16 protein-coding genes and 1 pseudogene are annotated in these 21158 nt (G+C 60.4%); 12 read left to right on the top strand and 5 right to left on the bottom strand.

Annotation, left to right across the window (positions count from 1 at the left end; all coding sequences use genetic code 11):
• Nucleotides 1-90: 90 nt before the first annotated feature.
• The 3 genes from C2E25_RS08140 to C2E25_RS08150 all read left to right on the top strand — a co-directional run bounded on the left by C2E25_RS08140 (nucleotide 91) and on the right by C2E25_RS08150 (nucleotide 2824).
• The gene (locus C2E25_RS08140) at nucleotides 91-945 is read left to right on the top strand and encodes a response regulator (RefSeq protein WP_158247190.1); all 855 of its coding nucleotides are present in this window, start codon (nucleotides 91-93) and stop codon (nucleotides 943-945) included.
• A gap of 87 nt (nucleotides 946-1032) precedes the next feature.
• Entirely contained in the window at nucleotides 1033-1308 is a 276-nt protein-coding gene (locus C2E25_RS08145; RefSeq protein WP_085011710.1) for a thioredoxin family protein, read from the top strand.
• Nucleotides 1309-1462: 154 nt separating this feature from the next.
• Entirely contained in the window at nucleotides 1463-2824 is a 1362-nt protein-coding gene (locus C2E25_RS08150; protein ID WP_158247191.1) for a response regulator, read from the top strand.
• Here C2E25_RS08150 and C2E25_RS08155 read toward each other — a convergent pair.
• From C2E25_RS08155 to C2E25_RS08165, 3 genes are read right to left on the bottom strand one after another with little or no spacing between them, the layout of a single operon-like run.
• Nucleotides 2817-4706 (bottom strand): B12-binding domain-containing radical SAM protein, encoded by a 1890-nt coding sequence (locus C2E25_RS08155; RefSeq protein WP_103115266.1) that lies wholly within the window; start codon nucleotides 4704-4706, stop codon nucleotides 2817-2819. The genes C2E25_RS08150 and C2E25_RS08155 overlap by 8 nt on opposite strands.
• A complete protein-coding gene (locus tag C2E25_RS08160; RefSeq protein ID WP_103115267.1) occupies nucleotides 4696-5856 on the bottom strand; it encodes a patatin-like phospholipase family protein in 1161 nt (386 codons plus the stop codon). Before C2E25_RS08160 ends, C2E25_RS08155 begins: the two co-directional genes overlap by 11 nt.
• A gap of 6 nt (nucleotides 5857-5862) precedes the next feature.
• Complete coding sequence (locus C2E25_RS08165) at nucleotides 5863-6399, bottom strand: MXAN_5187 C-terminal domain-containing protein (RefSeq protein WP_103115268.1); 537 nt, start codon at nucleotides 6397-6399, stop codon at nucleotides 5863-5865.
• A gap of 342 nt (nucleotides 6400-6741) precedes the next feature.
• Here C2E25_RS08165 and glmU point away from each other — a divergent pair, with 342 nt between their 5' ends.
• The 9 genes and pseudogenes from glmU (at nucleotide 6742) to groL (ending at nucleotide 18484) form a co-directional block, all read left to right on the top strand.
• Nucleotides 6742-8124, top strand: a complete 1383-nt coding sequence (gene glmU / locus C2E25_RS08170) for a bifunctional UDP-N-acetylglucosamine diphosphorylase/glucosamine-1-phosphate N-acetyltransferase GlmU (protein WP_103115269.1) — start codon at nucleotides 6742-6744, stop codon at nucleotides 8122-8124.
• 72 nt (nucleotides 8125-8196) lie between these two features.
• Nucleotides 8197-10026 (top strand): glutamine--fructose-6-phosphate transaminase (isomerizing), encoded by a 1830-nt coding sequence (gene glmS, locus C2E25_RS08175; RefSeq protein ID WP_103115270.1) that lies wholly within the window; start codon nucleotides 8197-8199, stop codon nucleotides 10024-10026.
• Nucleotides 10027-10034: 8 nt separating this feature from the next.
• Nucleotides 10035-11828, top strand: coding sequence for a chloride channel protein (locus C2E25_RS08180; protein WP_233189378.1), 1794 nt, complete (start codon nucleotides 10035-10037; stop codon nucleotides 11826-11828).
• Entirely contained in the window at nucleotides 11821-14010 is a 2190-nt protein-coding gene (locus C2E25_RS08185) for an ATP-dependent helicase (RefSeq protein ID WP_103115271.1), read from the top strand. Before C2E25_RS08180 ends, C2E25_RS08185 begins: the two co-directional genes overlap by 8 nt.
• Nucleotides 14011-14352: 342 nt before the next feature.
• Nucleotides 14353-14670, top strand: a pseudogene (locus C2E25_RS18105) (response regulator); the annotation flags it as partial.
• A gap of 133 nt (nucleotides 14671-14803) precedes the next feature.
• Nucleotides 14804-15760, top strand: a complete 957-nt coding sequence (gene arsS, locus C2E25_RS08195; protein WP_103115272.1) for an arsenosugar biosynthesis radical SAM (seleno)protein ArsS — start codon at nucleotides 14804-14806, stop codon at nucleotides 15758-15760.
• A gap of 29 nt (nucleotides 15761-15789) precedes the next feature.
• On the top strand, nucleotides 15790-16317 hold the full coding sequence (locus C2E25_RS08200) for a hypothetical protein (protein ID WP_146032930.1): 528 nt from the start codon (nucleotides 15790-15792) through the stop codon (nucleotides 16315-16317).
• Nucleotides 16318-16498: 181 nt separating this feature from the next.
• The gene (gene groES / locus C2E25_RS08205; RefSeq protein WP_103115274.1) at nucleotides 16499-16786 is read left to right on the top strand and encodes a co-chaperone GroES; all 288 of its coding nucleotides are present in this window, start codon (nucleotides 16499-16501) and stop codon (nucleotides 16784-16786) included.
• Between the two features lie 48 nt (nucleotides 16787-16834).
• Nucleotides 16835-18484 carry a chaperonin GroEL gene (groL, locus tag C2E25_RS08210; protein WP_103115275.1) on the top strand — a complete coding sequence of 550 codons (1650 nt, stop codon included), beginning with the start codon at nucleotides 16835-16837 and terminating at the stop codon, nucleotides 18482-18484.
• Between the two features lie 163 nt (nucleotides 18485-18647).
• On the opposite strand, the gene C2E25_RS08215 is transcribed toward groL, so the two are convergent.
• On the bottom strand, nucleotides 18648-20336 hold the full coding sequence (locus tag C2E25_RS08215; protein ID WP_103115276.1) for an ABC transporter substrate-binding protein: 1689 nt from the start codon (nucleotides 20334-20336) through the stop codon (nucleotides 18648-18650).
• A 2-nt stretch (nucleotides 20337-20338) separates the two neighbouring features.
• Nucleotides 20339-20923 carry an SCO family protein gene (locus C2E25_RS08220; protein WP_199177384.1) on the bottom strand — a complete coding sequence of 195 codons (585 nt, stop codon included), beginning with the start codon at nucleotides 20921-20923 and terminating at the stop codon, nucleotides 20339-20341.
• Between the last annotated feature and the right edge of the window lie 235 nt (nucleotides 20924-21158).

The raw sequence follows: 21158 nt of genomic DNA on the forward strand, positions 1-21158 counted from the left end.
TTAAAGAAAAGTCTTGCCAGGTCGATAAGGAGTTTGTAGGCTGATGCAGTTGATGGTTTCTGCTTTCGGAGGGGAATGAAGGGAGCGTGCATGGCTCAGCGCAAGCGCTTCGGAGAAATTCTGGTCGAGGCCGGGATTCTCAGCGAAAAAACCCTGCAGACGGCTCTTGCCCGACAGCGGGAAAGCGGTCGCCATCTAGGTCAGATCCTGGAGGAACACGGGATCGTCACCGAGCGGGACATCAGTATCGTCCTGGCTCGTCAGTTCGGATTGAAGACGGTCAAGGAGATCTGTCACCATCGATTCCCGCGCGAAGTTCTCGCCCTGGTCGACGGTGATGAGGCACTGAAGAAACTGATTTTCCCGCTCAAGGTCGAGGGGCGGAAGCTGCATCTGGCGATGGTCAATCCCCTTGACATGCAGACCATCGATGAGCTCGGTTTTCGTACCGGATTGAGCATCGCTCCCTGCGTGACCACCCGCAGCGAGATTGTCGATGCCGTCGATCGGCACTACCGGGGGCGCCAGCCGAGGGATCTGCAGACCTGGTGGACGGTGCTGGTGGTGGATGACCAGGAGCTGGTGCGTTGTGCCATCGCGGCGGCGATGGAAAGGGCCGGCTACCGGGTGTTGCAGGCCAACAACGGTGCTGAGGGGATCAAGGTGGCGATGACCAGAATGCCGCACCTTATTGTTTCCGACACCATCATGCCGCAGCTCAGCGGCGATGCCATGTTCCGCAGTCTGCAGAGCAATCCGCGCACGCGAAAAATCCCGGTGATCGGTCTTTCCTCCAAAAGTGCCCCCGAAGAAGAGGCGCGGGTCCTCGATCTCGGCTACTTTGATTTCATCGCCAAGCCGATCAATGCGATACGTCTGCAGGCGCGTGTCCGGCGGGCGCTCAAGTTTGTCTACGGCGACAACCCGCCGCCGCGCCTGGACTGAAACGGGACGAAAATGATTGCTATTGTCTCGTGGCCGGCTATAATATGACCAACTGAGTCAGTTATCTGACAGGGAGGTGTCATCCTCATGCGTATCGATATTCTCTGCAAACCCGATTGTGGCCAGCGTTGTGAACGGACCCTGGAAAATGTGCGCCATGTTCTTGAGGACCTGGCCGTGAATGCCGAGGTTCACGTTTACCGGGATCGGCGCAAGATGATCGATAACCGGGTCTACGTGTCCCCGGCCCTGGTTCTCGACGATAACCTGCGGATTGCCGGACGGGTGCCTGAACCGGCTGAAATTCGCAGTATGATCATTGAACGACCACGTTACCGGCGGCGTCTGTCGGATGTTGCCTGATCGTTCCGGCCCGCCTGTCAGCGGCCGGTTTCCGACACGTCGAATAAAGCCCCCCGGCTATACACCGGGGGGCTTTACTTTTGGGGCCCGCTCGGTTAATTTCGTTCCACTCCCCGGCAATGAAGGAAAGAGAAAGAGGAGCCCGGACGGATCGATGGCCACCTTGCTGCTGATAGATGATGTCGAGCTGTTTCTGCAACTCGAAAAATCCTTTCTCCAGGAGAGCGGTCACGAAATCCTGACCCGGACCTCCGCCGCCGAGGTTCTGACTGAACTTCCCCTGCTTGAACCCGACCTGATTCTGCTCGATCTCTACATGCCCGATCTTGACGGTGATGATTTCTGCCGCCGGTTGCGCAGTGATGAACGCTGGCAGCGACTGCCGGTGATCATGGTCACCGCCGGCGGCAAGGAGGAGGAGATCCGCCGCTGCCTTGAAGCCGGTTGCGACGACTATCTCACCAAGCCGGTCAACAAGAATGAGCTGCTGGAGAAAGTCGAGCGCCTGCTCGGCGGGTTGCGGCACCGGACCGCGGAGCGGGTCGCGGCATCGTTGCGCGTGCGCCTGCAGCAGCGGGACAAGAGCCTCAGTGCCACCGTCGGTGATGTCTCCCGCAACGGCATTTATGTCCGCAGCCGCACCGAACTGGCGATCGGCAGTCTGGTCGAGATCCTGCTTGAACTGCCGACCGGTGACCAGCTGCAGGTCCTCGGCAAGGTGAAGCGGGTCACGCCCGGCGCCGAGGCCGGCATGGGGATCTATTTCATCCACCCCGAGCCGCAGGGGATTGCCGCCCTGGAGAGCTATCTTCAGCAGCAGGCGTCAGCCGCGGAGCAGCCATCGCCCCACGTGCCGGACAGGCGGACAGAACCCGAGGCCGACTTGTCGGTCGAGGAGCTGCGTCGGCAGAACGCCGACCTGCTGGCGCGGATCAGGGAGCTCGAAGAGGAAAACCGCGAATTCGCTGAACAGCTGATCCAGAGCGAGGATGTCAACAACAACCTGACCAACCTCTATATCGCCTCTTCGCGGCTGCATTCGGTACTCGATCGCGAGCAGGTGATCGAGATCATCAAGGAAGTGGTGATCAATTTCGTCGGTGCCGAGAAATTCGCCCTGCTGTTGTGGAACAAGCAGGAAAATTGCCTGCTTTTCGAGGCCGGCGAAGGGTTCGAAAGCGACGAGTTTCCTGCTGTCGCCGCCGGCGAGGGGATTGTCGGCGGGGCCTTCGAAAGTGGGGAAACCTATCTGCAGGAGGGGGTGGTGACCGCCGGTTCCGACGATCCGCTTCGGCCGCTGGTCGCCATTCCGCTCAAGATTCACGATGAAGTGATGGGGGTGCTGGCGGTTTACCAGCTGTTCGTGCAGAAGGAATCCTTCGCCCCGGTTGACCACCAGCTGTTCTCGATGATGGCCGAGCACGCCGCCACCGCCCTCTTCTCGGCGACCCTCTACGGCCAGTCCGAACGCAAGCGCAAAACCTATCAGGGGATGATGGACCTGCTGCTCAAGTAGGCGGCATCTGTTCCAGCAATCCTTCCGCGACCGCGAAATCGACCAGTTCCATGCCTTCACGCGGGGCAATGCTGCCGGCGAAGATTTCAGCCGGGCTGCGTCGGCCGTCACAGTTCTGCAACAGTTTCAGGAAATCCTCCTCCAGCGATTCACACCAGACTTCATTTTGTCGCCTGACGAAGAGCGCCACCGAGCCGACCGGCCGCAGCAGTTCGCCGATGGCTCTCAGGTCGGCCCCTTCAAGGTCGAGCAGATCGACGATTTCGTAGTGGAAGGGGACCAGTCGGACCCCCGGTGCCAGGGACCAGGGGGTGTCCCATGCCTGTTCTTTCTGCAATGGTCGCGAAGGAGGGAGGACTTCATCGCCGAGGTGGGCCTCGGCGTAGTGAAAGTGGTAGCGCAGCAGGTCGAGGGCGGCGGGCAGAAGTTCGGGATGCCCCCGTTTGAGCAGCAGGTGCTGGATGAAGCTCTCCTGCATCGCCAGAACCTCGGCGCTGCTCCAGGTTTCGGTGGCCAGCAGCGCGTCGCGGTAGAGCCCCTGGTCCTGCTGCAGCCAGTTGGCGAAATCGGTAAAGAAATTGACCGCCTCGATCTGCAGCGAGCGCAGCAGGGTCGGCAGCAGGCCGACCGCCCTGCCGGTGTTGTAGAACAGGTCGACGGCGGCGGCGAGTTCGCGGCATCGTTCCAGCTTCGCCCGCGGCAGGTCCGGAGTGGCGAGGACTTCGTAAGGCGGTTCGGGTTGGTGGCGGATGCCCTCGGTGGTGGCGCGTGCCGCAAGTTGGGTGCCCGGCAGGATCGCCAGCGGAAAAATATCGAGGTGGTTGGGGGCGAACTGCAGGGCGAAATCGAGGCTGCGGCAGAAGCCTGCAAGGTTGTCACCGGGCAGGCCGTAGATCAGGTCGAGGCCGAAGGTGATGCCTTCGGCGTTGAGTAGATTTATCGCCCGGCTGAAAACTTCCGGATCGAAGGGGCGGTGAACCCGGCGCAGGATCTCGGCGTGGGCGGACTGCAGGCCGACCTGGACCGAGCAGTCGACCTCGGCCAGCAGCGCGACGGTTTCCCGGTCGAGGAAATCAGCCTTGGCTTCGAGATGGAAGTGGATGCCCCGGCCGTGGTCAGCCAGCAGTCGCAGCAGTTGTTTGCCGCGCGCGGGCGGGAAATTGAAGGTCGAATCGAGAACCCAGACTTGGCTGACCCCCCGGCGTTGAAACAGTTCCAGTTCGGCGACCAGCCGTTCTTCCGGCAGGGGGCGGACCTGGTGGTGTCCGCCGGAATCGAAGCAGAAATCGCAGCCGAAGGTACAGCCGCGGGCGGTTTCCCAGAGAACACCGCCTTCTGTGGTCGGTTGCAGCAGGCCGCACAACCAGGGGGAATCGGCTTGGATGGAGAGCTGGCGCATTGTTTTGTCAGGGTTGGAGACAACCCCACCCGGTCCCATCAGGGTCATACCGGGCAGTCGCCGCCAGTCATCACCGGCGGCGAGAGCCAGAACCAGATCGGAGAAGTGTTTTTCCCCTTCTCCGGGAATCACCAGGTCGCAGGTTTTCTGCTCCAGGATTGTAGCAGCCCTGGCGGTAGCCTCCGGGCCGCCGCAGGCAATCAGTGTCTGTGGACTGCGGTTGCGGATTTCGGTACAGAGAGCCGTGAGGATATTGTAGTTCCAGAGATAGGTCGGCAGCGCCAGCAGGTCGACCCGTTCAGCCAGGATACGATCGGCCATGGTCGCAACCGGCTGGTCCGGATAAAAATCAAGCAGCCGGCAGCCTGCCCGGATCCTCTGCGGAAGAGCAGCGGCCAGGCAGCCGGCGGCGAGGCTGACCGCCTGGGCGGAACGGCGGACGTGCAGGGTGGCGAAGGTGATGGCCGGGCAGCTATGCCTCATGGTTCTCTCCTTCCGTCCCGGCGGGCTGGTTCGGGTTATTGAAGAGGTCCTGCAGTCGCGTCAGCCGGGTGTTGATCTGATGCCGGGAGAAGATACGCGCCAGTTCCGGAAGGCGATTGTTGAGCTGCCCCAGGGTCAATTGATAACCGTAGGCCATGGTCTGGTTGCGGGCCTTTTGGCTCATCGGACTCTGGAAGAAGAGCAGTGATTCTTCCGGCCCCGGTTCGATCAGGATGATGTCGACATCCGGATGTTCGCGTCGGTAGGTTTCCATTGCCAGCTCCAGTTTCTCCCGGCTCTCGATGCGTTGCGACTGTTCCCAGGCGACGCCGATGCCGAGTTTGGCAATACTGGTGCAATGGCCGTAGGAAAGGGACGGCAGACAGATTCGAGCCGGGTCGTTGACCATTGGTACTCGTGGGTTGATCAGCACGATCAGTTTGGCTCCCTGTTCGATGGCGATGTCAATATGGGTGACGCGACCGATGTTGCCGTCGATGTAATAGCGGCCGCCGATACGGTGCGGGCGGAAGAAGAAAGGGATGGCGCTGGAGGCGGTGATCGCCTGGCAGATATGAACATTGCGGTAGCCGTCGCTGCCGAAGACGACCCGCTTGCCGTTGTCGAGGTCATAGCTGGGGATGAACAGGGGACGTTCCAGTTCGCGGAAGTCGTCGCACAGCCCTTCCTGGCGGAAGGAGCGGCAGAGATAGTCCTGCATCGGCCCGAGGGAAAAAAGTCCGGCCGGAAACTGTTCCTGCAGGAGGTATGGCAGCTCCTGCAGGCTGAAATTTGAACGATTGCTTCGATAACTGCGGAAGATGCGGACGCTGTTGGCGAACAGCTTCCAGCAACTGCCGAGCATCGTCAGGGTGTCGAGACGGTAGATGTCGCGTCGTCGCCAGTTGAAGACGGTCTGTTCATCGTTGCTGATGGCAGCAAAGAGGCTGGCCGGAGAAACGTTGTTGGCTATCAGACTGGCGATGACCGAGCCGGCGCTGACGCCGACGAAGAGATCGAATCGGTTGACGTTGAAGCCGTCTTCGAACAACTGGTCAAGGACGGTCAGACAGCCTATTTCGTAGGCCGCTCCCATGATGCCGCCGCCGGCGAGAACCAGGGCGGTTTTTTGTCTGCGTTTCGCCGTCACCTTGGCTCACTTCCTGGCCCGGACCTTGATCTTTGGCTTACCCCCTTCAGCGACAACCCGGAACTCCACTTCGCGGTCGCCGAACTTGCGGCGGATTTTCTCCTCCTGCCGGGCCAGGAAATCCTCGACCTGCTCGCGCTCGGGTGGTTTGCCGCTGCCGGTTTCCTCATAAGCGGCACGCAGGTCATCATAGACCTGAGCAACCCGGTCGGACTCTGCCGCGGTCGGCGGGGCACTTTTCGGGGCGGAGACGCGGCCGCTGCCTTGTTCGAACTTGCCTTCGTCCATCAACCGCAGAATGCGGTCCCAGTGTCCGCAGTAACTGTGAAAACGGCTCGCCAGGTTCTGGTAGCGGAAACGCAGGTTGGTCTGGATGATATGCCGGTTGGCGAACTGGCGCAGGGAGCGTGCCAAGTCCTCCCGCTCCTGCATCGGGGCCCGTTTTTCGATCCCGCCGAAGTACTGCTCGAAGTGAATTTCGAGTTGGCGCATCCGTTGTTCGATCTCAGAGAGAATGCGGTCGATCTGCCTGCGTTCATCCATGGAAACACCTCCCATTGATGAAACTATACTTAACTTGTCGTTCGATGCAAAGAAAATTGCGGTTATTTAAGGTAGTTACTGGACTTCGACGGATAGCCTTCCGGGGCCTGTCAGAACCTCTTGCAGGGGGTTGAAAAAACATGTTTTCCCGGCTGAACAAAAATGTCCGTAACACAGCGGAATCAGGCGTACCGAAAGGTACGTCGTTGAAACGGGGAAAGGCCAACGCAGCAGATGGGTGTTTTTGCTCATCCTGACCGCAGGGATGCCTTGACTGGCATGGGGGCTGGCGTATAATAAGACGTTTTTGCGCCTTGGACATGAAACTGAGGGGGAGGAAAAATGATGGAAACGCAGTTGGCCGCGGTGGTTCTGGCGGCCGGACAGGGTACCCGTTTGAAATCGAAGCGTCCCAAGGTGCTGCATCCGCTGGCCGGTCGGCCGCTGGCGGCCTGGCCGCTGGACTGCGCTCGGCAGCTCGGCTGCGCGCCGACGGTACTGGTGACCGGCTACGGCGCCGAACAGGTCGAGGCGGCCCTTGCCGCGACCGGGGTCGATTTCGTTCGCCAGCCGGAGCAGCTGGGGACCGGTCACGCGCTGCTCTGCGCCCGCCCGGTGCTGGAGGATTTTCGGGGAACACTGCTGCTGTTGTGCGGCGATGTGCCGCTGCTGCGCCTGGAAACCCTGCGACGGTTGCTGCAGTTGCACCGTGACCGACAGGCGGCGGTTACGGTCCTGACCGCTGAACTTGACGACCCGTACGGCTATGGTCGTATTGTGCGTGTCGGCAACCAGGTCGAGGGGATCGTCGAGGAGAAGGATGCCAGTGCCGAACAGCGGCGGATTCGTGAGATCAATACCGGTATCTATCTGTTCGAGGTACCTTTTGTTTTTGAAGCCCTGACCGGGGTCGGCTGCGACAACGCCCAGGGGGAATATTATCTCACCGATGTGGTGGCTGTCGCCCGCCGCGCAGGACGCACCGTCTGCGCGCTGGCGACCGGGGATGCCGATGAGGCGATGGGCATCAATGACCGTGTCCAGCTGGCGGCCGCCGAAGCCATTATGCGGCGGCGGATCAACACCATGCATCTGCGTAACGGGGTCAGCATCCTCGATCCGGAAACGACCTATATCGAGGCCGGGGTGGAGATCGGCGCCGACACCACCCTGCTGCCGGGCACCATCCTGCGCGGAGCGACGATCATCGGCAGCGACTGCGCCATCGGCCCTCATGTGACCATCGACGCCTGCCGTGTCGCTGACCGGGTCAATATCAAGGCCGGTTCGGTTCTTGCTGAAAGTGACATCGGGCCAGGAACCGACATCGGACCGATGGCTCACCTGCGGCCCGGAACCCGGCTCGCCGGCGAGAACAAGATCGGCAATTTCGTTGAAACCAAGAAGGCCGAGATCGGTTTCGGTTCCAAGGCCAGTCACCTGACCTACCTCGGCGACTGTGAACTCGGCAGCGGCGTCAATATTGGCTGCGGCACCATCACCTGCAACTATGACGGGGTCAACAAGCACCGCACGGTGATCGAGGATAATGTTTTTGTCGGTTCCGACACCCAGTTCGTGGCCCCGGTCAGAATCGGTCGCGACAGTCTGATCGGCGCCGGGTCGACCATCACCCGGGATGTGCCACCCGAGTCCCTGGCCCTGTCGCGGGCAGAGCAGAAGGTGGTCGAGGGCTGGGTTCGGCGACGAAAAACAAAAAAATAGACGAGGGGGAGCGGGCCGCGGGGCCGGCGGCAGGAAAAAACCTGCCCGGTTTTCGCGCCAACGGATCATCTAATGTGTGGAATTGTCGGATATATCGGATCGCAGCAGGCTTCAGACATTGTCATCGAGGGGTTGCGGAGGCTTGAATACCGTGGTTACGATTCAGCCGGGATCGCGGCCCTGGATGATGGCCGCATTGCACTCCGTCGGGCCGAGGGCAAACTGGTCAACCTTGAAACCCTCCTGCGGCAGCAGCCGGTTCCCGGCTGTGTCGGCATCGGACACACCCGCTGGGCCACCCATGGCCGCCCGTCGGAGACCAATGCCCATCCGCACCAGGCCGGTGTCATCGTCGTGGTTCATAACGGCATCATCGAAAATTACCTGGAACTCAAGGAACGGCTGATCGGTCTCGGGCACAACTTTCGTTCGGAAACCGACACCGAAATTATCGCCCACCTGATCGAGCAGCATTTCAACGACAGCGGCGATTTCGAGGCCGCGGTCCGCGCAGCGCTCAGCGAGGTTCAGGGCGCTTATGCGGTGGCGGTTCTCTGTGAGGCCGAGCCGGACAAACTGATCGCCGCCAAGCTCGGTTCACCGCTGGTGGTCGGTCAGGGCCAGGGAGAATATTTCGTCGCCTCGGACATTCCGGCGATGCTCTCCCATACCCGTGAGATGGTTTTTCTCGAAGATGGTGAACTGGTGGTTTTCAATCGCTTGTCGATGCAGGTTTCGACCCTGGCCGGCACGCCGCTGCAGAAGACGCCGAAGACCATCACCTGGTCGCCGATGATGGCCGAGAAGGGTGGATACCGACATTTCATGCTCAAGGAAATCTATGAGCAGCCGCGGGCGGTCGCCGATACCATTGCCGGCCGACTCAAGGATGAGGAGGGTGATGTTCACCTGGAGAGTCTCGGTCTTGACGACAAGGAGTTGCAAAGCCTGAAAAAGGTTTTCATCATTGCCTGCGGGACATCCTGGCATGCGGCCCTGGTCGGCAAGTTCTATATCGAGAAGCTGGCGCGGATTCCGGTCGAGGTTGATATTGCCAGCGAATTCCGCTATCGCGATCCGATTGTCGATGAGGAGACCCTGACCCTGCTGATCAGTCAGAGCGGCGAGACCGCCGATACCCTGGCCGGATTGCGCGAGGCGAAGGGCAAGGGCGGCCGTACCGTCTGCATCTGCAACGTGGTCGACTCTTCCATCGCCCGGGAAAGCGACGGTGTCATCTATACCCATGCCGGGCCGGAAATCGGCGTCGCTTCGACCAAGGCGTTCACCACCCAGCTGATCGGCCTCTACCTTTTCGCCCTGCGTCTCGGCCGGGTGCGTGGGCAGCTCAGCGCGGAGGAATGTCGGCGGCGGGTCGCCGAACTGGTCAGTCTGCCGCGCAAGCTTGAAACCGCCCTGGAGCTGGATGTGCCGATCGAAAATATCGCCAAGGCCTTTGCCCATGCGAGGGATTTTCTCTACCTCGGGCGCGGCAATCAGTATCCGATTGCTCTGGAGGGAGCGCTGAAACTGAAGGAGATTTCCTACATCCATGCCGAGGGCTATCCCGCCGGAGAGATGAAGCACGGACCGATCGCGCTGATCGATGAGAACCTGCCGGTGGTGGTCCTGGTGCCGCACAATGAAACTTACGAAAAGGTTATTTCCAACATGGAGGAGGTCCGGGCACGCGGCGGTCGGGTGATCGCGGTGGCCACCCGGGCCGAAACCGGTCTGCGCGACAAGTGCGACGCGTTGATCGAACTGCCGGAAACCAGCGATGAACTGATGCCGATTCTGACCTCGGTGCCGTTGCAGCTGCTGGCCTACCACGTGGCGGTGATCAAAGGGACCGACGTTGATCAACCGCGCAACCTGGCCAAGAGCGTCACCGTGGAGTAATTCCTGCCTTGTCTTTCGCCAACCGCCTGTTCAAAAAACTGCAACGCCTGCTGACCGGAGCCCTGCCGCGTATCCGCATCAGTGAAAACACCTTCCTGATCATTCTCGCGGTCCTCATCGGTCTGCTCGGAGGCCTCGGCAACTACCTCTTTCGTCAGACCATCGAACTGGTTCACCAGCTGGTTTTTGAACAGAGTCTGGACCTGTTGCAGATTTCCTTTGATCAATGGACTCCGCAGCGTGCTCTGGTGGCGTTGCTGCCGGCGTTCGGCGGTCTGTTGATTCTGCCGTTGTGGATCTTTTTCGGCAAGGACCTGAAAGGGGGGTTCGCCGGGTTCCTGGTTCGGGTCAACCTGCAGGGCGCCAAGCTGCCGTTGCGACCGCTCTTTACCCGCGGACTGGGGGCGGCGATCACTCTCGGCACCGGCGGCAGTGCCGGGCAGGAAGGGCCGATCGCGGTTATCGGCGGCACGATCGGCAGCCAGTTCGGCAAGCTGTTCAAGATGAGCGGCGACCGGCTCAAGGTGCTGGTCGCCTGCGGTGCCGCGGCCGGGGTGGCGGCAACCTTCAACGCGCCGATCGCCGGCGTCTTTTTCGCCACCGAAATCGTTCTGCTCTCCTCCTTCGAACTGGCCAGCTTTACCTCCATCGTCATCGCCAGCGGCATGGCGACAGTCGTTTCCCGCGCCCTGCTGGGCAATATCTCCGAATTGTCCGCCCCCCCCTATTTTGTCAACAGCCCCTGGGAAATGGGCCTCTACCTGCTGCTGGGAATTTTTGTCGGGATCCTGTCGGTCGGTTTCATCGATCTGCATTTTTTCATCAAGGATCGTATTGACGCGATCCCCCTGCCGCGACTGGCCAAGCCGGTGCTCGGCGGGCTGCTGGTCGGGCTGATCGGTATCGCCCTGCCGCAGGTGTTCGGCAACGGCTACGAGTTCATGGAGACGGTGCTGTTCGGTGAACATGCGCTGGCCCTGCTGGCGGGCCTGGTGCTGGCCAAGGCGTTGGCCACCTCGATCACGCTCGGTTCCGGTTTGCCGGGCGGAATGTTTGCTCCCTGCCTGTTTCTCGGCGCGGTGGCCGGCGGCGCTTTCGGTCACCTGGCGGCGCTGGTCTTTCCCGATGCCGGACTCTCGCCGGGCGCCTACGCCCTGGTCGGTATGGGGACGTTCCTCTCCGCGGCGACCAGCGCGCCGATGACCGCCATCTTCCTGCTGTTCGAGATCACCGACAGCTACCAGGTCATCATTCCGATCATGTTGACCTGCGTCATCGGCACCGCCATCGCCCGGCATTTCAAGAAGGACAGTCTCGAAACCGTGGAGCTTTCCCGGGCCGGGATCGACCTCGAAGCCGGCAAGGAGCGCAATATCATGAAGGCGCTGAAGGTCGGCGAGGTGATGGCCCGCGAGGTGGAGACGGTCCCCGAAAACATGACCCTCGGCCAGTTCGCCGAGTTCATCGCCAGTACCCGGCATACCAATTTCCCGCTGGTCAACCGGACCGGCGAGCTGACCGGGATCATTTCGGTGCAGGATTTCATGGGGGTGGTCTTTGAACGTGACCTGATGGACCTGGTGGTGGTCAAGGAACTGGCCAGCGTCAATGTCATCACCGCCCACGCCGAGGAGGATCTGGATACCGCCATGCGCAAAATCGGTTATCGCAACATCGAACAGCTGCCGGTGGTCGACCGTGAGACGCACCGCAAGCTGGTCGGCATCATCTCCCGTCGTGACATGGTCTCGGCCTACAACCGGGCGCTGATGTCACGCTCCCTGGGGGATGACGATGAATAACCTGCTGCGGGGACTCAACGATCCCCAGCGGCAGGCGGTGACCCATGGTGACGGTCCGCTGCTGATTCTGGCCGGGGCCGGATCGGGCAAGACCCGGACCCTGATTCATCGGGTCGCCTGGCTGATTGAAGAGCGCGGCGTGCCGCCCTGGCAGATTCTCGCCGTGACCTTCACCAACAAGGCCGCCGGGGAGATGAAGGAGCGCCTTGAGCGTCTGCTCGGTGAGGGTGAATTGCCGTGGGTGGCAACTTTCCATGCCACCTGTGTTCGTATTCTGCGGCAGGAGATCGCGGCCCTCGGCTATTCTCGTGACTTCACCATTTATGACGATCAGGACCAGAAACGGCTGCTCAAGGATCTGCTCGCCGAGCGCGGCATCAGCGAAAAGACCCTGCGGCCGAACGCCCTGGCCGCGGCTATCGACCGGGCCAAGAACAACGGCCTGCTACCGGGACAGCTGCCGGCAGGCGGTTACCTCGAAACGTTGATCGACGATCTTTATGCCCTGTACCAGCAGCGTCTGCAACAGGCCAACGCGGTCGATTTCGGTGACTTGCTGCTGCTGACCGTGCGACTGTTCAGCGAACATCCCGAAATTCTGGAGCGCTGGCGGCAGCGCTTTCATTACCTGCTGGTGGATGAGTTCCAGGATACCAACGGCGTCCAGTATCGCCTGGTCGATCTGTTGGCGCGGGAACACCGCAATCTCTGCGTGGTCGGTGATGACGACCAGTCGATCTATGCCTGGCGCGGGGCCGAGATCGGCAACATTCTCGGCTTCGAGCGGGACTATCCCGGCACCGTCACCATCCGTCTGGAACAGAATTACCGTTCGACCGGGACCATCCTCGAAGCGGCCGGCGAGGTAGTGGCGCGGAATGTCGATCGTAAGGGCAAAACCCTCTGGACCGAAAACGATGCCGGGGAACCGCTGGTTCTGGAAGCCCTGCCGGATGACCTTGAAGAAGCGCGGTTTGTCGCCCGTCAGATCGGCCGATTGCGCGGAGACGGGCTGCATCTGCGCGACATGGCGGTTTTTTACCGGACCAATGCCCAGTCCCGGGTGCTGGAGGAGGCACTGGTTCGCGAGCGCATTCCCTATGCGATGTTCGGTGGCCTGAAGTTCTTCGCCCGCATGGAAATCAAGGACGTGCTCGCCTACCTGAGAGTGCTGGTCAACCCGGCCGACTCGGTTTCAGCGAAACGGATCATCAACGTTCCTCCGCGTGGTATCGGCAAGACCACCGTCGGCCGGATCGACCCTTTCGAGGCGGAAGCCGGAGGTTTTCTCCCGGCCTGCCGCCTTGCCCTTGAGCGGGGCGGTCTGGGCGGGGCCGCCGCCCGTCGAGTACGAGCCTTTGTTGAAATGATGGACTCCTTCACGCGGCGCCTGGAAAGGCTGCCTTATCCGCAACTGACCGCCGAACTGATCGAGGAAACCGGTTACGGTCCGGCTCTGCGCGAAGAGAAGACCCGCGAGGCGAAGGAACGGCTGCAGAATCTCGAGGAACTGCTCAAGGGAATGGAAGAGCACCGCGGCAACGAGGCCGGTCTCGGCGACTACCTGGAACAGGTCGCCCTGGTGACGGATCTCGACTCCTACGACCGCAGTCTCGACCGGGTGACGCTGATGACCCTGCACGCGGCCAAGGGGCTTGAATTCCCGGTCGTTTTCATGACCGGCATGGAAGAAGGGCTCTTTCCGCACAGTCGCAGTGGCGATGAGGAGGATGTTGAGGAGGAACGACGGCTCTGCTATGTCGGCATGACCCGCGCCATGCGTCGTCTTTTTCTGACGCACGCCCGGCGGCGGCGGGTGTTCGGCAGTTACCAGTACAATGCCCGCAGCCGTTTCCTGGATGAAATCCCGCCGCGACTGTTGGCGCAACCGGCCGATTCCGGTCTGCGCAGACCCGCGGAGCACAACCTGGCCTCGGTTTTTTCCCAGGTGCCTCAGGCCCCGGAGGTTGAGGAATCAGCAACCGGTTTGGAGGAGGTGCGCCTGGTCCCCGAAGCCGAGGAGGGGTTGCGTATCGGCCTGCGGGTGCGTCATGTCAAGTTCGGTTTGGGAACCGTCCGGCGTATCGAGGGACGGGGAGACAACCAGAAGGTGATTGTCTTTTTCAATACTGTCGGCGCGAAAAAACTACTGCTCAAGTTTGCCGGTCTGGAGCCTGCCTGAGGTTTTTCCGGTCAGCCGGGTTACCCCAAATCCACCGGCAATTTCGGGATTCGGCTGTCGTTACGGGTGAATCTGCTTTGTTGCCGTCACCGCTTCGGTGCTCGACGTAGCGCGGCTACGTCTGCGCCCGAAACGGTGCGGCGCCGCGCATCTCCACCCGTCCCGCCACCCTCGGACCGCAAAACAGCCGGTGGATCTGGGGTTACTGTCGGCGAGCGAGCGTTGACAGTATTGTCGTGTGCTGTGGTATGGTTACACCATTGATGCCCACAATTGAAGCAGTGAACTCTTCCGCTTTGAACCACTGTTCATGTGTGTTTTGGTGATCAACCAGGGGGGGCAATGTCGCAGAAGATTCTGGTCGTTGATGACTGTCGTCTGACACGTGAAATTACCCGGGATATGCTGGATGAAGCCGGGTTTGAAGTGGTTACGGCTGAGTGCGCGCTGTCGGCCAACCCGTTGATAGAAGCGTCGCCGCCGCCCGACCTGATCCTGATGGATGTGGTCCTGCCGGATGTTTCCGGTGACCGCAAGGCTCGGCGCATGAAATCGCGGGAGGTGAGCCGGACGATTCCGGTGGTGCTGATTTCGACCAAGCCGCGTGATGAGCTGCGACGCCTCGCCCGTCAGCCCGGCGCTGACGGGTTCCTGCAGAAGCCGCTCAGCCGGACCTGCTGCTGGAGGAAATCAAGCGCCTGCTCGCCCCCTGACCGCGGCGGGAACCGCCGGGGACTGAATCTGTCACTTTTCAACGCGTTCGGTCGATCCGTGCGCTTTTTCTGGAGAACCGATGAACGAGTTCGATCGTACCGTCCGGAAGAATACCGGTCGGGATCTCCATGCGGACATCCCCCGCATCATCCAGGTCAATGTCGGTCTGCGCTGCAATCTCAGCTGCCGCCACTGCCATGTCGAGGGATCTCCGCGTCGAACCGAAGTCATGACCGATCGGACCATGCAGTCGGTGCAGCGTCTGGCCGATCTCTTTCCCGGCAGCCAGGTCGATATCACCGGCGGCGCGCCGGAACTGAATCCGGGACTCAAGCCGTTTATTGCCGGGTTGAGCAAAAGCGGACATCCGGTTCAGGTGCGAACCAATCTGACCGTCCTGTTTGAAGAGGGTCAGCAGCAGACCCCGGACTTCTTCCGCGACCAGCAGGTGCAGCTGGTCGCTTCGCTTCCCTGCTATCTTGACAGTAATGTCGATGCCCAGCGCGGCAGCGGTGTCTATCGGCGCAGCATCGAGGCGTTGCGGCTGCTCAACGGGCTCGGTTACGGTCGCGACCCGCAGCTGGTGCTGAACCTGGTCTACAATCCCGGCGGCCCCAGCCTTCCCCCCGGTCAGGAAGGACTGGAAAACGACTATCGCAGCTACCTGCGGCAGGAACACGGGGTTGAGTTCACCCGTCTGCTGACCATCACCAACATGCCCATCGGCCGGTTTCTTGAGGATCTGCGGCGTCGGGAACTGGAGGAGGAATATCGCACCCTGCTGGAGGATTCCTTCAACCCGATGACGGTGGACGGCCTGATGTGTCGTCATCAGATCTGTGTCGCCTGGGACGGGACCCTGGCCGACTGTGACTTCAACATTGTGCTTGGGCTCGGGCTGAAGGATGGACTGCCGCAGCATATCGACGATCTCGATGCCGGGTGCCTGGACGGACGTGCCATTGCCACCGGCAGCCACTGCTTCGGTTGTACCGCCGGCTGCGGTTCTTCCTGCGGCGGCGCTCTGGTCGCCTGATAATGCCTGGTTGGGGGATGATGAAAATCATGAAGTCTGTTGCGATTCTGTTGTTGTGCCTGGTCCTGCTGAGCGCCTGTCATCAGCGACCGGCGGTCCATACCGAAAAAGGTTTTTCCGTGGTGCCGCCGAACGAAAAGATCTATATTGTCCCCTTCACCACGGTGATGGTGCCGCGGGAGGTGGAAGAAGGCATTTTCGACCAGTTTGTCGATGCCCTGAACGCCGAGGGCGTGGTTGACCGTTACGAATTCGTCATCCTCAAACAGAACCTGTCCACCATCGATAAAGACTGGCTGGCCGACCATTATTACCTGACCGGTGATCTGTTCGCCTATGTCGAGGAGTCGGGTTGCTGCGCCACCACCATCCGTTCCCGCAGCCGCCTGAAACTCTTCCAGCCGGGGCAGTCTGAACCGACCCTGGTGATGGAGTATCCCCGCGAGATATTCTTCGAACACGATTACAGCAATATCCTTGTTCAGCGGCGCCGCCTGGCGACCGATATCGCCACCACCCTGGCGCAGAAACTGCTGAAATCCCTGGCCGGATCCTGAACGTTTCCCCTCTTTTAAATTCCCGGCAAAAAGACCTTGACAATCGCTGAAGGCTGATTATATTTAGCCCTGTTCCATTGTTAGCACTCATCGTCGTCGAGTGCTAACAATGGAACTCTTTCACTCACCAGTCTACTGGGCAGACCAGTCTATTTATTATCACTGAAAGGAGTTGTAGAAAATGAACATCAGACCACTGCATGACCGCATCATCGTCGAACGCCTTGAAGAGGAAACCACCACCGCCTCCGGGTTGATCATTCCCGATACCGCCAAGGAAAAACCGCAGCAGGGCAAGGTTGTCGCCGTCGGCAACGGCAAGAAGACCGAGGACGGCAAGGTTCTGCCGCTTGATGTCAAGGCCGGTGACACGGTGCTGTTCGGCAAGTACGCGGGCACCGAAGTCAAGGTTGACGGCAAGGAATACCTGATGATGCGTGAAGACGACGTCATGGGGATCGTCGAATAACACAGCGCGCCGCGCTGCACGAACACATAACGAGGAGGATTCACCAACATGGCTGCAAAAGAAATCAAATTCGGGCAGGACGCCCGCGCGAAAATTCTGGTCGGTGTCAACAGCCTGGCCAATGCCGTCAAAGTGACTCTCGGTCCCAAGGGCCGCAATGTCGTGATCGAAAAATCCTTCGGTGCTCCGCTGATCACCAAGGACGGTGTGACCGTCGCCAAGGAAATCGAGCTCGAAGACAAGTTCGAGAACATGGGCGCCCAGCTGGTCAAGGAAGTTGCTTCCAAGACGTCCGATATCGCCGGTGACGGCACCACCACCGCCACCGTGCTTGCCCAGGGCATCTATCGCGAGGGCGTCAAGCTGGTGACCGCCGGGCACAACCCGATGGAAATCAAGCGCGGCATCGACAAGGCGGTTGAAGTGGCGGTCGCGTCCCTGAAAGAGCTTTCCAAGCCGATCAAGGATCACACCGAGATCGCCCAGGTCGGCACCATCTCGGCCAACTCTGACGAGACCATCGGCACCATTCTCGCCGAGGCGATGGAGAAGGTCGGCAAGGAAGGGGTCATCACCGTCGAGGAAGCCAAGTCGATGGAGACCACCCTGGAGACCGTCGAAGGGATGCAGTTCGATCGCGGTTACCTTTCCCCCTACTTTGTCACTGATGCCGAGCGCATGGAAACGGTGATGGAAGACGCCCTGATCCTGATCCACGACAAGAAGATCAGCAACATGAAGGACCTGCTGCCGATCCTTGAGCCGGTCGCCAAGCAGGGTCGGCCGCTGGTGATTATCGCCGAGGACGTTGAGGGCGAGGCGCTGGCGACCCTGGTGGTCAACAAGCTGCGCGGCACTCTCAATGTCGCCGCCGTCAAGGCCCCCGGTTTCGGTGACCGTCGTAAGGCGATGCTCGAAGATATCGCCATCCTCACCGGTGGCCGGGTGATCTCCGAAGAAGTCGGTTTCAGCCTCGAGGCCGCTACCCTTGACATGCTCGGTACCGCCAAGCGGATCGTCATCGACAAGGACAACACCACCATCATCGACGGTGCCGGCAGCGAAGCCGACATCGAGGGCCGCGTCAAGCAGATCCGCGCCCAGATCGAGGAGACCAGCAGCGACTACGATCGTGAGAAGCTGCAGGAACGTCTCGCCAAGCTGGTCGGCGGGGTTGCCGTGGTCAAGGTCGGTGCCGCCACCGAGACCGAAATGAAGGAGAAGAAGGCCCGCGTCGAAGACGCCCTGCACGCCACCCGTGCCGCGGTGGAAGAGGGCATCGTCCCCGGCGGCGGTGTCGCCCTGCTGCGTGCCGTTGCCGAGCTGGACAAGGTCGAGGCTGAAGGCGAGCAGAAGTTCGGTGTCGCCATCGTCCGTCGCGCCCTCGAAGAGCCGCTGCGGCAGATTGCCGCCAATGCCGGTGTTGAAGGCTCCATTGTGGTCGACAAGGTTCTCAACGGCAAAGGCGCCTTCGGTTTCAATGCCGCCAGCGGCGAGTATGGCGACATGATCGACGCCGGTATCATCGACCCGACCAAGGTGACCCGTTCGGCGCTGCAGAACGCCGCTTCGGTCGCCGGCCTGATGCTGACCACAGAGGCCTGCATCGCCGACCTGCCGAAGGATGAAGCTGCGGCCCCCGGCATGCCCGACATGGGCGGTATGGGCGGCATGGGCGGCATGGGCGGCATGATGTAAGCTGCTTAAATCCCGTTTAACGCGCAAAAAAGCCCCCGACCGGTTTTCGGTCGGGGGCTTTTTCTGTTGCTGGAAATAGCCTGACTTTATCGGAGCGCCCCCTTGTTTGTTCGCATGCTTCCCCCCTGTTTTACAGGGGGGATTGAGGGGGTGATATCTCACCTCAATAAACCACCCAGGGCGTCAGCGGCACCAGCTTTGCCGGGTCCTTTTCATCCAGCCCGACAATGTAGCAACCCTTGACGGCATAACGCTGTCCGGCGCCGAAGCTGGCCCTCGGGACGGTCGCAATGGCATAGACTTCATCGTTCATCATGTCGATGACATCGAGGAAGTAGTCCCGGTAGAAATCATCTCCCATCATTCGCGTGCTGCCGGTAAGAACCCAGCCGAGAAAATAGGTCTGGGCCTGGATGTGCAGATTCTCTATCGGCAGTTTTTTCAACTTGAGCCATGATTTGACAAAGCTGAGGCGGCTGTTCAATTGCCCCGGCAACCGATAGGGATAGGTCAGGCGGATCTTGTCGCGCCAGGCTTTCGGCAGTCCGGCGCTGCTGCTGTCAAGCATCCTCCAGGAGAGCAACAGGGATTGCAGAGCGCTATGTTGCGGGGCCAGGGTGAAGAGTTCCTTCATCGCGTTCCGCTGCAGCCAGAGAACCAGCGACGCCTGTTGTCCTGACGAGAGGATTCTTTGCCAGAACGCCAGGCGTGCCTGAGTGCCGGTCGGCAACTGCAGGGTTCGGATCGGCTGTTGTCCCAAGGTCGTCCACTGGCGGATGAATGCTTCAGTCAGGGTTCGGCTGCGTGCATCGTTGTCGTACACCAGCAACGGGGGAACTGTTTCCGTTCTGTTGTTGGCCAGATAGCGGGCCGCAGTTTCTGCTTCTTCAACCAGACCCCGGGAAAAATAGAGAGTGTACCAGTTGTCGGGGTTCAGCCCGGGGTGGTCGGTCACCGGGAAGATGCACGGAATTTTATTTTTGTTGCAGAAGTTGTCAATCGGGGTCCAGTCCCGGGTTGAGATTCCTCCCAGCAGGGCAAAGACCGGTTTGCGGGCCGCGTAATCCGTAAGTTGTTTTTCCCAGGTTGAGGGCGGGCCATGCAGTTCCCAGATGCTGAGATCAAAGCGTCGGTAGGGGGCGAAGCGGTCCTGACGATAGAAAGGGCCGTGGCGGGCACGTTTTTCGTCATGTCGGGAGCGGGCGTTGTGGTCCCGGATGTAGGCCTGTAGAACGCCGAGCATGGAGCGACGATCTTTTGCAGGGACTTCGTCAGTGATGACGGTGGCGAAAAAGAGCGTCTGTTTGTCGACTCCTGGAGAGAAGTCGGTCGAAAGATGCTTCAGATAATAAACCAGGATATCCATGTCCGGTGGGGCGAGCAGGTAGCGCGGCATTGCCGCGCCCAGCTCGCGGCCGCTCGGTGTTCTCCCGGTCCAGATGGCATCGGCCAGGCTTTCGTCGGTGTAGGTTGGACGGATATCCTCGCTTTGAAAGGGCTTGGCCAGCAGGTGCCGCGGCGGGTTGGTTTCAATTTCTGCCCCCCGATGCAGAGTGCGGAACAGTTTGCGACCGTTGGTCGGCAGGGAAATGATTGTCCCTTCCGCCGTCCCGAGGCCGCTGCGCAGGTGGCAGTTCCGGCAGGTGAACATGCGCCCGTCGACCGGGATGTCGCCCTGCACCAGGGCCTGCATCGGTTTGCCGGAAGGGAGAATTCCTTCGCGGTACATGCGCTCTCCGGCCTTGAGGGCCTGATCCGGCGTCAGTCCGCCGACAAGGTTTTCCGTCTGCCCGGTTGTCGCGGGTCCGAGCAGTAACAAAACCGACAGCAGGAAGCTATAGAACAATCGCATACCTATTTTGCTTTCCCGGGGTAGAGCTGCCGATATTCCCTGAGGAGATCACGGGTACTGGTCAGGCCGTAGATGCGCAGCCATTGATCCTTGCCCGGCACCTTGATCAGGGTCAGGGGATAGTGAGACATCTTATCTGAGACATAGGCGTCAAAGGCGTGCATGACCTGGTCGATGTCGGTCCGTGTCCCGGTCAGGTAGTCCCAGCCGGGCCGGGCACGGTAGCGGGTGAGGTAGGCTTTCATGATTTCCGGCCGATCATGCTCGGGGTCGATGGAAACCGAGACAAACTGGACTCCGGAGGCTTCATCCCCAAGCTTTTTCTGCAGGTTGGAAAATCCGGCGGAGAGGACCGGGCAGATCGTGGTGCAGGTGGCATAAATGAAATCGAGCAGGACCGGCTTGCCGCTATTGAGGAGTTGTCTCAGCGGGACCGGCTGCCGGTCCTGGTTGACCAGGGTGACGTCGGGCGCCAGATAGGTTTCGAGGCTGCGTTCATATTTGGCCGAGGCCGAAGTTCCGCTGACGAAGGTGAGCAGTAGGACGAGAAAAAAGAAGCCGGGCGGAGACGGGTGTCGGAGAGACATGGCATTCATCCAGTTCAAGGAATTAAGTCGTGTTTCTGCGGCATCTGCCCGGTTCGCGGGCATGAACCGATGGATTCGAGTCTGAAACATACTAGCAGTTTCCCCGAGGATTGTCGGACGAATCGAACGATGATCGGGGCGGTCGGGTAGGAAAATCCTACCTTAAAAACGGGGATTTCTCCCCATAGACTTTTCTTGAAGATACGTTTTACTCTCCTCTGACCATTCGTTTTAT

Origin of the sequence: Geothermobacter hydrogeniphilus, from assembly GCF_002898515.1 — a bacterium.
GTDB lineage: Bacteria > Desulfobacterota > Desulfuromonadia > Desulfuromonadales > Geothermobacteraceae > Geothermobacter_A.